This window comes from Actinomadura geliboluensis (genome assembly GCF_043197915.1).
GTDB lineage: Bacteria > Actinomycetota > Actinomycetes > Streptosporangiales > Streptosporangiaceae > Spirillospora > Spirillospora geliboluensis.
Window position 1 is genome coordinate 389,734 of record NZ_JBICUA010000001.1, and the last position, 13,370, is coordinate 403,103.

Annotated in this window: 10 protein-coding genes; 5 read left to right on the plus strand and 5 right to left on the minus strand. The window is 75.2% G+C overall.

What is annotated here, in order from left to right:
• Positions 1–132 precede the first annotated feature (132 nt).
• Positions 133–975, plus strand: a complete 843-nt coding sequence (locus tag ACGFI1_RS01870; protein WP_392782005.1) for a polysaccharide deacetylase family protein — start codon at positions 133–135, stop codon at positions 973–975.
• Between the two features lie 150 nt (positions 976–1,125).
• Here the strand turns inward: ACGFI1_RS01870 and cutA are convergent, their stop codons facing one another.
• The 5 genes from cutA to ACGFI1_RS01895 all read right to left on the minus strand — a co-directional run bounded on the left by cutA (position 1,126) and on the right by ACGFI1_RS01895 (position 8,277).
• A complete protein-coding gene (gene cutA, locus ACGFI1_RS01875) occupies positions 1,126–3,540 on the minus strand; it encodes an aerobic carbon-monoxide dehydrogenase large subunit (RefSeq protein WP_392782008.1) in 2,415 nt (804 codons plus the stop codon).
• Positions 3,541–4,041 (minus strand): (2Fe-2S)-binding protein, encoded by a 501-nt coding sequence (locus ACGFI1_RS01880; RefSeq protein WP_138637585.1) that lies wholly within the window; start codon positions 4,039–4,041, stop codon positions 3,541–3,543.
• Positions 4,041–4,922 carry an FAD binding domain-containing protein gene (locus ACGFI1_RS01885; protein ID WP_364552123.1) on the minus strand — a complete coding sequence of 294 codons (882 nt, stop codon included), beginning with the start codon at positions 4,920–4,922 and terminating at the stop codon, positions 4,041–4,043. The genes ACGFI1_RS01880 and ACGFI1_RS01885 overlap by 1 nt, the downstream gene beginning before the upstream one ends.
• 3 nt (positions 4,923–4,925) lie before the next feature.
• The gene (locus ACGFI1_RS01890; RefSeq protein WP_364552125.1) at positions 4,926–6,392 is read right to left on the minus strand and encodes a uracil-xanthine permease family protein; all 1,467 of its coding nucleotides are present in this window, start codon (positions 6,390–6,392) and stop codon (positions 4,926–4,928) included.
• Between the two features lie 139 nt (positions 6,393–6,531).
• Positions 6,532–8,277, minus strand: coding sequence for a PucR family transcriptional regulator (locus ACGFI1_RS01895; RefSeq protein WP_301178052.1), 1,746 nt, complete (start codon positions 8,275–8,277; stop codon positions 6,532–6,534).
• Between the two features lie 210 nt (positions 8,278–8,487).
• Here ACGFI1_RS01895 and ACGFI1_RS01900 point away from each other — a divergent pair, with 210 nt between their 5' ends.
• The 4 genes from ACGFI1_RS01900 to ACGFI1_RS01915 are packed head-to-tail and all read left to right on the plus strand — an operon-like array spanning position 8,488 to position 13,299.
• Positions 8,488–9,456, plus strand: coding sequence for an oxamate carbamoyltransferase subunit AllH family protein (locus ACGFI1_RS01900; protein WP_392782013.1), 969 nt, complete (start codon positions 8,488–8,490; stop codon positions 9,454–9,456).
• Between the two features lie 50 nt (positions 9,457–9,506).
• Positions 9,507–10,958, plus strand: coding sequence for an FdrA family protein (locus ACGFI1_RS01905; RefSeq protein ID WP_392782016.1), 1,452 nt, complete (start codon positions 9,507–9,509; stop codon positions 10,956–10,958).
• A complete protein-coding gene (locus ACGFI1_RS01910; RefSeq protein WP_392782019.1) occupies positions 10,955–12,361 on the plus strand; it encodes a YlbE family protein in 1,407 nt (468 codons plus the stop codon). Before ACGFI1_RS01905 ends, ACGFI1_RS01910 begins: the two co-directional genes overlap by 4 nt.
• 29 nt (positions 12,362–12,390) lie before the next feature.
• Positions 12,391–13,299 carry an aldose 1-epimerase family protein gene (locus tag ACGFI1_RS01915; RefSeq protein WP_301178019.1) on the plus strand — a complete coding sequence of 303 codons (909 nt, stop codon included), beginning with the start codon at positions 12,391–12,393 and terminating at the stop codon, positions 13,297–13,299.
• Positions 13,300–13,370 lie beyond the last annotated feature (71 nt).

The following is a 13,370-nucleotide window of genomic DNA, read 5'->3' on the forward strand; positions in this document are numbered from 1 at the left end:
AATGCACCCTGACGGGCCCCGGAAATGATCGTATATGTCCGGCAGGTTCCGGTCGGGTGCGAACCCCGGCCGTTCGCCGCGCGTCAACCGATGCGACATCCACCACCCCCCACTGAACGGAGTACGCGGCCGATGCGAGGGAAGACGCCCGTGATCGCCATGGTGGCCGCCGGAGTGCTCGGCGTGGCCGCGGGCGGATGGCCCGTCGTCACCGCGCAGGCCGGCGACTCCGGACCGTCCACCCGGACGCAGCTCGCCGCGGTCCTCGGCGACCAGCGGTGGCCGACGCCGAAGCCCGGCAGCTGGACGATGCCGAAACCGGCCGCCAACGGCCTGCCGGCGGTCATCAGCCGCATCGAGACGCAGGAGCGCGTCGTCTTCCTCACCATCGACGACGGCTACACCTACGACTCGGAGTTCGTGAACCTCGTCCGCAAGGAGAAGGTTCCGATCATGACGTTTCTGACCTCCACCTACATCAAGGGGCAGGGCCAGTACTTCTGGGCGATGCGCAACGCCGGGTCGCCGATGGAGAACCACACGATCAGCCACCCCAACATGGCGACGCTCGGCGCCGAGGCGCAGAAGAAGGAGATCTGCGGCGCCTCCGACGCCATCCAGGCGCAGTACGGCCGCCGGCCCGAGGTCTTCCGGCCGCCGTTCGGCAGCTACAACCAGACCACGCTGCAGGTCGCCAAGCAGTGCGGCATCAAGTCGGTGCTGCTGTGGTCCGCGGAGTTCTACAACGGGACGACCGGCCCCGGCGTCGGGTTCAACGGGTTCGCGCGCGGTGACGGCGGCAAGGGGTTCAAGCCGGGCGACATCATCCTGATGCACTACCGCAAGGGCCTCGCCCAGGAGTTCCAGATGATCCTCGGCTGGATCAAGCAGGCCGGGTTCCGGCCCGCGGCCGTGGAGAACTACCTGCCGAAGTCGCTCGGCGGAAACGTCGCCGAGACGCCCGCCCACGGCTGATCCCCGACTGCTGATTTCCGACCTTCCCGGAGGAATCCCGGTTACGGCGAGGGCCCAGGAGGTCCTTGACTAGGGTCAACTCGCTGGCGGGGCCGAGGTCCCCCGCTTCCCGAGCCGGTCCCGCCAGCATCAGCCGTCCCCGGGGCGGCGTCAGCCCGCCCGCACGCCCTCGCGGACGCGCAGCGACGCGTCGCCCTCGGCGCGCCGCCGCAGCGAGTAGAGGGCGTCCGGGGACAGCGGCATCGCGTCCACGCGTACGCCCTCCGCGTCCTCCACCGCCGACGCGATCACCGCCGACACCGGGATGACGCCCGCCTCCCCCGCGCCCTTGATGCCGAGCGGGTTCAGCGGCGACGGCGTCTCCAGATGGTCGGTCTCGATGCGCGGGATCTCCGTCGCGTACGGCATCAGGAAGTCCATGAACGACGCGTTCAGCAGCTGCCCCGACTCGTCGTAGACCATCCGCTCGTACAGCGCCCCGCCGATGCCCTGCGCGACGCCGCCGTGGATCTGCCCCTCGACCACCATCGGGTTGATGAGCCGCCCGCAGTCGTGCACGACCGCGTACCGCAGGATCGCGATCTCGGCGGTGTCCGGGTCGACCTCCACCACGGCCGCGTGCGCGCCGGCCGCGAACGTCGACCGGACGGGCGAGTAGTAGTCGCGCCCCTCCAGCCCCGGCTCGTCCCCGGCCGCGACCGGCGGCTCGGTGACCGGGCCGCCCACCGCGAACTGCGTCGCCGCCGCGGCCTCCGCGTCGAAGGCGTACCGCAGCGGGTTCGACAGCACCGCGACCGTCCGCAGCGGGACCGACGCCGACCGGTCGCCCCGCACGTGCACGACCCCGTCGGTGATGTCGAGGTCGCGCGGGTCGGCCTCCAGTGCCTCCCCCGCGATGCGCAGCGCCTTCCCACGGACCTTCCGGCAGGCCAGCGCGATCGCGTTGCCGCTCATCACCGCCGCGCGGGACGCGAACGTCCCGACCGCGTACCCGAACCGCCGGGTGTCGCCGGTGGTGACGTGCACGTCCTCGATGGGGACGCCCAGCTCGGCGGCGGCGATCTGCGCGAACACCGTCTCGTGGCCCTGCCCCTGCGAGGTGAGGCCGGTCGACACGTGCACCCGCCCGGCGGTGTCGATCTCGACGTGGCCGCCCTCGTACGGGCCGACGCCCGTCCCCTCGACGTAGACGCCGAGGCCGATGCCGACCCGGCGGCCCCGGGCCGCGGCGGCGGCGCGCTCCCGCTCGAAGCCGTCCCAGCCGATCAGGTCGCGCGCCTTGCGGAGCAGCTCGGGGTAGTCGCCCGAGTCGTAGACGAGCGGGCGCCCGTCCTGGAAGGTGAGGCCCTGGTCGTAGGGGAACTCGTCGGGCCGGATGAAGTTCGCGGCGCGCACGTCGGCGCGGTCGCGGCCGAGGTGGCGGGCGATGCGGTCCATCGTCCGCTCCATGCAGAACACGCCCTGCGGGCGGCCCGCGCCCCGGTACGGGGTGACGATCAGCGTGTTGGTGTAGAGGCTGACGACCTCCGCCCGGTAGGCGCCGATCTTGTACGGGCCGAGGAGCTGGGTGGAGGTGACGATCGGGATGATGATCCCGTACGGGGTGTAGGCGCCGTGGTCGTGCCGGATCCGCACGTCGAGGCCGAGGACGCGGCCGTCGCCGTCGAACCCGACCCGCACGTCCTGGAGCTGGCCGCGCTCGTGCGCGGCGGACACGAAGTGCTCCCGCCGGTCCTCGGTCCACTTGATCTCGCGGTCCAGCAGCCGCGCCGCCCACGGGACGAGGACCTCCTCCGGCCACGGGTGGACGATCTTCACGCCGAACCCGCCGCCGACGTCCGGCGCGACCACCTCGACCTTGCCGTTCGGCAGCCCGAGCCGCGCGGCGATCGCGGCGCGCACGCTGGTGGACGCCTGCGTGGACGAGTACACGCGCAGCGACCCGTCGTCGGCGTCCCACCGCGCGTAGACGCCGCGCCCCTCCAGCGGCATGGACGCGCTGCGCTCGATGGCGAGGCCGAACTCCAGCACGTGCGGCGCGGCGTCGATCGCGGCGCGGGCGTCGCCGTTCTCCTGGACGAGGACGGCCCCGACGTTGCCCGGCACGTCGTCGTGCACGAGGTGGTCGGCGCGGGTCGCCGCCTCGATGCCGACGACGGCGGGCAGCGGCTCGTACTCGACGCGGATGCGCTCGGCGGCGTCCTCGGCCAGGTAGCGGTCGCGGGCGACGACCATGGCGACGGGCTCGCCGACGTGCCGGACGACGTCGCGCGCGAGCGGGTACCCGGTGCGGCCGTGCGTGAGCGCGGGGTGCGGGATGAGCAGCGGCAGCGGCTCGCCGATCCGGCCCGGCAGGTCCTCCCAGGTGTAGACGGCGACGAGGCCGTCCACGTCGAGCGCGCCGGACACGTCGATGTCGGTGATGCGGGCGTGCGCGTGCGGCGACCGGACGAACGCCGCCGCGAGCGCGTTCCGGCCGAGGTCGTCGAGGTAGCGGCCCTGGCCCGTGGTGAGCCGGGCGTCCTCGCGGCGCTCGACCCGTTCACCGAACACGCGCGTGCCCATTCACGACTCCCCTTCTTCGGCGGACGGAGCGAGCAGCTCGGCGGCGCGGTGCACCGACTTGACGATGTTCTGGTAGCCGGTGCAGCGGCACAGGTTCCCCGAGATCCCTTCGAGGACCTGCTCCTCGGTCGGGCGCGGCGTCTCCCGCAGCAGCGCCGTGACCGTGCAGAGGAAGCCGGGCGTGCAGAAGCCGCACTGCAGGCCGTGGCATTCGCGGAAGGCGCGCTGCACCGGCGACGGCGTGCCGTCCTCGGCGGCGAGGCCCTCGACGGTGGTGACCTCGTGCCCGGCGGCGGTGACGGCGAACATCAGGCACGACCGCACCGGCTCCCCGTCCAGCAGGACGGTGCAGCAGCCGCAGACGCCGTGCTCGCAGCCGACGTGCGTGCCGGTCAGCCCGAGGTCGTGCCGCAGCAGGTCCGACAGCAGCCGCCGGGCCGGGACGCTGGCCGTGCGGTGCGTGCCGTTGACGGTCAGCGCGACGTCGAAGCGCTCCTCCATCAGTCCCCCGCCTTCCGCGGCGCCTCCGCCTTCAGCAACGCCTCGGACGCCGCCGCGCGCAGCGCCCGCTCGGTGAGCACGCCGGTCAGGTGCCGCCGGTAGTCGGCGCCGGCGTGGATGTCGGGTTCCGGGTCGATCCGGTCGCGGACGTGCGCGGCGGCGGCCGCCCAGTCGCCGTCCGGCCCGGCCGCGCCGGTCAGGTCGAACACCAGCGGGGTCGCCGCGATGCCGAGGTACCCGGCGCGGGCCGCGGCGACACGCAGGTCCCCGTCGAGGGTGACGACGGCGGCGACCCCGGCGAGCGCGTAGTCGCCGTGCCGCCGCGCCGTCTCGGTGAACGCGGTGCCCGTGCGGGGCGGCGCCGCCGGGAAGAACGCGGAGACGGCCAGCTCGCCCGGCGCCAGCGCCGACTCCAGCGGGCCCGCGAAGAACCCGGCGGCCGGGATGGTCCGGCGCCCCGCCGCCGACACCGCCTCGACCGTCCCGCCGAGGACGGCCAGCACGGCGGGCAGCTCGGCGGCGGGGTCGGCGTGCGCGAGGCTGCCGACGACCGTGCCCCGGTTGCGGATCACGGGGTGCGCGACATGGCGGAGCGCCTGCCCGAGCAGCGGCTGGACGGCCGCCGCCTCCGCCGACCGCTCCACCCGCGCGTGCCGGGCGAGCGCGCCGACCCGGACGCCGCCGTCCTCCGCCCGCAGGGTGTCGAGCTCGGCGATCCGGTTGATGTCGACCAGGTCGGACGGCGCGGCGAGCCTCATGTTCAGCAGCGGGATGAGGCTCTGGCCGCCCGCGAGGACCTTGCCGCCCGGCGCGGCGGCCAGCGCGTCCAGGGCCTCGGCGACCGTGCCGGGCGCGTGGTAGCCGAACGGCGGCGGCTTCACGTGTCAGCCCGCGTCCGTGTTCGGGGCCGGCGTGTTCGGGGCCGGGCGGACCGGGCCGCCGATCTCCTTCTCCGCGGGCGCGATGACGCCGCCGCCCGAGTCGTCCGGTCTGCGCAGCACGTTGAGGACGTGGTACCCGACCAGGACGGCGATCGTGCCGAGCGCGATGCCCTGGAGCGGGAAGTCGTCGGTGATCTGCAGCGTCACGTTCCCGATCGCCAGGATGATCGCGGCGGCGACCGGGACGAGGTTGACCGGGTCGGCGAAGTCGACCCGGTTCTCGATCCAGATCTTCGCGCCGAGCAGCCCGATCATCCCGTACAGCACGACGGTGATGCCGCCGAGGACGCCGCCCGGCGTCGCGGCGACGAGCGCGCCGAACTTGGGGCACAGCCCGAACAGCACCGCCACGATCGCGGCGACGTAGTAGGCGGCCGTCGAGTAGATCCGGGTCGCGGCCATGACGCCGATGTTCTCGGCGTAGGTGGTGGTGGGCGAGCCGCCGACCGCGCTGGCGAGGGTGGTGCCGATGCCGTCCGCGGTGATCGCGCGGCCGAGGACGGGGTTCAGGTCGTCGCCGGTCATCGCCGACACCGCCTTGACGTGCCCGGTGTTCTCCGCGATCAGCGCGATGACCGCGGGCAGCGCCAGCAGGATCGCGGAGGTCTTGAAGTCGGGGCCGTGCAGGCTCGGGAACCCGAACCAGTCGGCGGCCTTCACGCCCGAGAAGTCGACCCGCTCGTGCGGGAACGCGGTGGCGACGCAGTACGGGCCCTCCGCCGGGCACGCCTTGCCCGCCCCGTCCAGCAGGTTCTGCCCGGGAAGGACTGACGTGACCATGCCGGCGGTCTTGTCGAGAATCCACGAAAGGGCGTACCCGAACACGAGCGCCAGCAGGATCGTGATCCGCGCCCAGAACCCGCGCAGCAGCACCGCGGCCAGGACGGCGAACCCCAGCGTCGCCAGCGCGACCCACTGGTCCTGCGGCCAGTAGACGGTGGCGACCACCGGGGCCAGGTTGAAGCCGATCAGCATGACCACGGCGCCCGTCACCACCGGCGGGAACACCCGGTGGATGACCTCGCCGCCGGCGAAGTGGATCAGCACGCCGATCAGCGCGAGCACCGCGCCCGCGACGAGGATCGCGCCGGTCACGGTCGCGCTGTCGCCGCCCGCCGCGCGGATCGCCGCGACCGCGCCGACGAACGAGGCGCTCGTGCCGAGGTAGCTCGGCACCCGGCCGCCGACGATCAGCAGGAACAGCACCGTCGCGACCCCGGACATCATGATCGCGAGGTTGGGGTCCAGCCCCATCACCACGGGGAACACGAACGTGGCGCCGAACATCGCCACCACGTGCTGCGCGCCGATGCCGGCGGTCCGCGGCCACGACAGCCGCTCGTCCGGCCGGACGACCTCCCCGGGCGGCGGCGTGCGTCCGTCGCCGTGCAGCTTCCAGCCGATCACCATGCGGGGTTCCTCCTGCTCAGCCGAGCGCGTTCATGCGGGCAAGGTAGATCTACCCTGACAGGCGGGCATCGGCGACTTCTGCCAAACCCCGCCGCGCCGATTGAGAGGACCGGCCGGTGTGCGCCCCGGTGCACTACGCTCAGATACCGCGCATGCGCAGAACGTGCAGAGCGAGGGTGAGGTTGAGCCGCAGATGCGCGTCCTCCGTGAACGCCCCGAGCATCCGCTCCAGCTTGCCGATGCGGTACCGCAGCGTGTTGTAGTGGAAGTGCAGCCGGCGCGCCGTCTCGGCGACGTTGAGGTTGGTCTCCAGCAGCACCTGCAGCGTCCTGCGCAGGTCCACCAGCTCCGGCTCGTCGTCGGCGGCGAGGTCGCCGAGCGTCTCGCGGACGAACGCGTGCAGCTCGTCCGGGTCCGACACGAGGCTGAGCAGCCGGTACACGCCGAGCTGGTCGAAGTGCGCCCGCGCGCCCGCGCCGTTCAGCTGGCGGCCGACCCGGACGGCCTTCACCGCCTGCTCGTACGCCTCCGGCAGCGCCGCCGGGGACGCCACCGTCCGGCTGATGCCGGTGGAGAACGTCCGCCGCACCGGCAGGTGCTCGGCGAAGATCGACGAAGCCTCCTTCACCATCGCCTGCACCGGCCCGGCCGCCCATTCGGCGGGGTCGCCGCCGTCCGCGCCGACGACCGCGACGACCTCGTGCGCGAAGCTCGCGACCGCGGCGCCCTTGTCGTGCCGGCGGACGGCCGTCGTCCACGCGGCGGCGAGCCGCTCCTGCGCGGAGCGCTCCTCCGCCCCGCGGCCCCGGCCGTCCGGCTCGGCGGCCTTCGCGCGCCCCTTGCCCTCGGGCTCGGCGCCGCGCGGGCGGCCGTCCAGCTCGGCCACGACCACCATCATCGGGCGGTCCAGGTCCCAGCCGAACCCGCCGCAGTGCGCGACGACCCGGGCGTCCTCGCCGGCCCGCCCGGCGAGGATGTCGCGCAGGAAGTCGGCGCGGTACTTGCTCTCCACCGCCGCGACCGCCTGCTGCTTGGTCACCACCAGCGCCGCGACGGTCGCGGCGCGCTCCAGGATGCCGAGGTCGGTGCCGCGCAGCGTGCCGCCGGGGCTGAAAGCGACGATGCGGCCGTGGTCGAAGCCACCGGCCATCACCGGCACCACCAGGTGGTCGCCGGTGCCGTGCGCGCCGATGACGCCGCAGCCGCCGCGCCCGCAGGCGGCGTGCCGGCCCGCGTCGAACGCGCGCATCGCCTGGACGTGCTCGTCGGGCCCGGCGCCGGCGAGCACCCGCTGCTCGCCGTCCAGCACCACGACCGCCACGTCCAGCAGGGTCGCGACCTCGTCGACGACCTCCTGGAGGCCGCCGCCGCACAGCACGATCTGCACGAGCGCCCGGTGCACCTCCTCGGTGCGGGCGAGCACGGCCGCCTGCCGGTTCAGGATGTCGGTCAGGACCTGGTTCAGGATGTCGTCGAAGCCGACGTCGTTGGGGAGCAGGATCAGGGGGAAGCCGCGCCGGTCCGCCTGCGCGATCATCTCGGCGGGAAGGGAGTCGAGGTAGCGGCCCAGCTTGATGGCCAGGGCCGCGAGGCCGCGCTCGTCGAGGTCGGCGACCAGGTTGTCGAGCGACTGGGGGGTGTTGCGGAGGGGGTAGCCGGTGGTGAGGAGCAGCTCGTTCGGTTTGACCCACGACAGGATGTCGGGGACCTCCATCACGTTGAGCCGCTGGACGACGCGGTCGAGGCCGGCACGGCCGGCGATGAGGCGGGCGCCGTTGAGGGTGCTGACGCCGAGGACCTCGCCCACCGACAGGCCGTAGGTCAGTGTTCCGGTACTCGCGAGCCGCAGGGCCGGTGGGCCCGGATCGGCTGTGGTGTAGCTCATGCCAGGGGTCACCTCGCTTTTGGTGCGTACATCGTCCGTGACGACGTGATCGCTACCGGTTCCTGATCAAAAATGACAACAAAGACGAACGATGACAACCATCCTTGGCAGCTTTCTCCATACGACCGCCGCGGGGGCCGTTCTACCGTCGTCGCGAGGCCGGGCCGCCCGCGCGCCGGGCGGCCGCCGACACCGGCCTCGGGAGGATCCGTGACCGCCCTCGTCCGCGACCCCATCCCGCTCCCGGCCGGACCCCGGCGGCGGCCGCACGCCGCCGGCGCCGCGAGCCTCGCGCTGCGCCCGCTGCTGGACCCGCCGCGCCGCGCGGCCCGCGTCATCGCCGTGTTCCCCTCGGCGGTGTACCTGGAGATGCGGGGCGGCCCCGAGCCGCGCGTGCTCGCCGTCGTCACCTCCGACGCCGGGCGGCTGCCGAACGCGGTGGTCGTCGTCGCGACGCGCCGCGAGCACCCGTTCCGGTCGGTCCGCGAGGGCGGGGACGCCCTCGTCGGCGAGGGCCGGGTGGAGGCGGACGGGCTGAGCGTGCGCGTCCGCCGCTGGTGGGACCCCTCGCCCGCGCTCGCGGTGCCGCACCCGGCCGCGCTCGCCCGCGGCGTCCGCGCGCTGGAGGCGGAGCTGGCCGCGGCCGGCGTGCTCGCCGCCGGCGAGCCGGTGCGCGGCGGCCTGGACGGGCATCCCGACCCCGGCGCGCTCGCGGCCGCGTGCGCGGCCGGCGACCTCGCGGGCGCGGTGGAGGCGGCCGAGCGGATCGTCGGCCTCGGGCCGGGGCTGACGCCGTCCGGCGACGACATCCTGTGCGGCGTGCTGGTCTCGCTGCGGCTGGTCGGCGGCGCCGTCCGGCACGGCGACGCGGCCGTGCGGCTGGCCGACTGGCTCGGCGCCGCCGTCACCGCCGACGCCGGCACCCGCACGACCGCGCTGGCCGCGACGCTGCTGCACTGCGCGGCGGCGGGCGGCGCCGGCGCCGAGGTCGCGGCCGTGCTGCGCTTCGTCGCGGGCCACGAACCACCGGGCGGCGCGGGCCAGGGCGCCGTCCGGCGGCTGCTGTCGATCGGGCACACCTCCGGCACCGACCTCGCGCACGGCGTCCTGTCGGGCTGCCGCGCCGCACTCGCCCTGACCGCGCCCGACGTCGTCGACGTTCCGAGGGTTCCTGCATGAGCGCAGCGAACCGGGGGGTGCGGGGGGTCGAACCTCCGCAGGGGGCGCGCATGAACGACTGGGTCGAGGTGCGGCGAGGGAGCTACCACGATTCGGTCACGCTCATGCGGGTCAGCCGGCGGCTGGCGGAGCGGCCCGGCGTCGCCGGGGCGATGGTGGCCATGGGCACCGAGCTGAACCGGGAGATGCTCGCGCGGATGGGCTTCGCCGTCCCGGACGGGACGGGCCCCGACGACCTGGTCGTGGCGATCCGGGCGGACGGCGGCGTCCTCGACGAGGCGCGGGAGGCGCTCGACGGGCTGCTGACCGAGGCGTCCCGGCCGCCGGCCGGCGGCGGGCTGCTCGGCGCCCCGGAGCCGCCGCGCACGACCCGGTCGGCGGCGGCGGGCGCGGACGCGACCGTCGCGCTGCTGTCGGTGCCGGGCCCGCACGTGTTCCCCGAGGCGATGGACGCGCTCGACGCCGGGCTCAACGTGATGATCTTCAGCGACAACGTGCCGCTCGCCCAGGAGATCGCGCTGAAGGAGGCGGCGGCGCGGCGCGGCCTGATCGTGATGGGCCCCGACTGCGGGACCGCGGTGGTCGGCGGCGCGGGGCTCGGGTTCGCGAACGCGGTCCGGCCGGGGCCGGTGGGCGTCGTCGCGGCGTCCGGGACGGGCGCGCAGCAGCTGATGTGCCTGCTGGACGCGGCGGGCACCGGCGTGAGCCACGTCCTCGGCGTCGGCGGCCGCGACCTGTCGCCCGAGGTGAGCGGCCGGTCGGCGCTGTCGGCGCTCGCGGCGCTGGACGCCGACCCGGGCACCGAGCTGATCGTGCTGGTGTCCAAGCCGCCCGCACCGCAGGTCCTCGACCTGATCCGGGAGGCGGCGCGGCGGCTGGACACCCCGGTGGTGTTCGCGCTGCCGGTGCCCGGCGAGGACGACCTGACCCGGGCCGCGGAGAAGGTGCTGACGGCCCTCGGCCGCGCCGTCCCGGAGTGGCCGCGCTGGACCGCGGCGCGGCGCCCCGCCGTGCCGCCCGGCCCGGCGGGCGCGCGGGCGCTGCGCGGGCTGTTCGCGGGCGGCACCCTGCGGGACGAGGCCGCGATGATCGCCGCGGCGGCGCTCGGCCGCGACCTGGAGGCGCGCGGCCACCGGTTCACCGACTTCGGCGACGACGCCTACACGCGGGGCCGCGCGCACCCGATGATCGACCCGGCGCTGCGGCTGGAGGCGCTGCGGGCCGAGGCCGCCGACCCGGCGTGCGGCGTCCTGCTGCTGGACGTGGTGCTCGGGTACGGCGCCGAGGCCGACCCGGCCGCCGCGCTCGCCCCGGCCGTCGCCGCCGCCGTCCGCGACCGGCCCGACCTCGCGGTCGTGGTGTCGCTGTGCGGGACGCCGGCCGACCCGCAGGGCCGCGACCGGCAGGCCGCGGCGCTGTGCGAGGCGGGCGCGGACGTGTTCGCCTCCAACGCGGCGGCCACCCGGCACGCCCTGCGCACCGTGGAAGGGGTTCCGGCATGACCGAGCAGCGGCTGGGCGGGCTGCTGACCCGCGAGCCGCGCGTCGTCACCGCCGGCGTGCGGGTGCTGGCGGACGCGCTCGCCGAGCAGGCCGTCCCGGTGCGGGCGGTCGACTGGCGGCCGCCGCCCGCCGGGACGGAGGCGGCGCTCGCCGCGGTGCTCGCCGACCCGGGCCACGCCGGCGCCAACGCCCGCGCCGTGCGGCGCATGGTGACGGCCCGCCCCCACCTGGTGGACGTGCGCCCGGCGCGGGAGGTCCTCGGCCTGGAGCCGGGCACGTTCCTGCACGCGGGCCCGCCGCTGGAGTGGGAGCGCGCGTCCGGCCCGATGCGGGGCGCGCTCATCGGCGCGATGCTCCTCGAAGGGCTCGCCGAGACGCCGCTCGGCGCGCGGCACGCGCTGGAGCGCGGCGCGGCCGTCCTCGAACCGTGCCACCACCACGCGACCGTCGGTCCGATGGCGGGCGTCGTCAGCCCGTCGATGTGGATGTTCGTGGTGGAGGACGCCGAGCACGGCGGCACCGCCTACTGCTCCCTCAACGAGGGGCTCGGGAAGGTGCTGCGGTACGGCGCGTACGGGCCGGAGGTGATCGAGCGGCTGACGTGGATGGGCGAGGTGCTCGGCCCGGCGCTGCGGGCGGCCGTCCGGCGGCACGGCCCCCTCGACCTGGTGTCGGTCATCGCGCAGGCGCTGCAGATGGGCGACGAGCTGCACAACCGCAACCGCGCGGCGACGTCGCTGCTGCTGCGGGAGCTGGCGCCCGACCTCATCGCCGCCGAGGAGGTGCCCCGCGACCGGGCCGCCGAGGCGCTGCGGTTCGCGGCGGGCAACGACCACTTCTTCCTGAACGCGGGGATGGCGGCGGCGAAGGCGTGCGCGGACGCGGCGCGCGGCGTCCCCGGGTCGAGCCTGGTCACGGCGATGGCCCGCAACGGCACCGACTTCGGCATCCAGGTGTCGGGCACCGGCGACCGCTGGTTCACCGGCCCGGCGGGCGTCCCGGACGGCCTGTACCTCGGCGACTACGGCCCGGACGACGCCAACCCCGACATCGGCGACTCGGCGATCACCGAGACGGCCGGGACGGGCGGGTTCGCGCTGGCCGCCGCGCCCGCGATCGTCCGGTTCGTCGGCGGCGAGGTCCCGGACGCGGTCGCCGCCACCCAGCGGATGTACGAGATCACGGCGGCCGAGCACCCGGCGCTGCAGATCCCGCTGCTGTCGTTCCGCGGCACCCCCGTCGGCATCGACGCCGCGCGCGTCGTCCGCACCGGGATCCTGCCCGTCATCGACACCGGGATCGCGGGCCGGGAGGCCGGCACCGGCCAGGTCGGAGCGGGGCTCGTCGAACCGCCGCCGAACGTGTTCGCGGACGCCCTGCACGCCCTCGCGGAGATCGCGTAGCGGCGGCCCCAGGGGGTAGCGTCCCGGTCATGAGCGAGTCGATCACCGGAGAGCAGTACGCCCTGAGCGCCGGGCCGTACCAGGCCGTCGTCACCGAGTCGGGCGCCAGCCTGCGGGAGCTGACCCACGAGGGGCGCCCGCTGGTGCTGTCGCACGGCGCCGACGAGCCCGCCCCGGCCGCGTTCGGGCACCTGCTGGTCCCGTGGCCGAACCGGATCGACCGCGGCCGCTACGCCTACGGCGGCGCCGAGCACCAGCTGGACGTGTCCGAGCCCGAACGCGACTGCGCGATCCACGGCCTGGTCCGGTGGGCGTCCTGGCGGGCCGCCGAGCACGAGCCGCACCGGGTGCGGCTGACCCACCGCCTGCTCGCGACGGGCGGCTACCCGTTCCGCCTCGACCTGGAGGCCGAGTACACCCTGGACGCCGCGACCGGGCTGCACGTGCGGATGTCCGCCCGCAACCCCGGGACGAGGACCGCGCCGTACGGGCACGGCGCGCACCCCTACCTGACGGTCGGCGAGCCGATCGACGCCTGCACCGTCCACCTGCTCGCCGACCGGTACGTGCCGGTGGACGACCGGATGATCCCGTCGGGGCCGTCCGAGGACGTCACCGGCACCCGGTACGACCTGCGGACCGGGCCGCTGCTGAGCGACCGGCGGATCGACAACGCGTTCGCCGACCTGAACCGCGACGGCGACGGCCGCGTCTGGGTGGTGCTGTCGGGCGGCGGCCGGACGGTCCGGCTGTGGGCCGACGAGGCGCACCCGTGGATGGAGATCTACACCGCCGACAACGCGCCGACGCCGCGCGGCGGCCTCGGCGTCGAGCCGATGACGTGCCCGCCGAACGCGTTCGCGTCCGGCGAGGGCCTCGTGCACCTGGAGCCGGGCGCGGAGTTCCACGGCACGTGGGGCATCATCGCGGGCGACTGATCGCGGCGGGACCGATCGCGGCGGGACCGATCCGCCGCGAGCGGTTCCCCGGCGGGCGGCCGTTGGGGGAT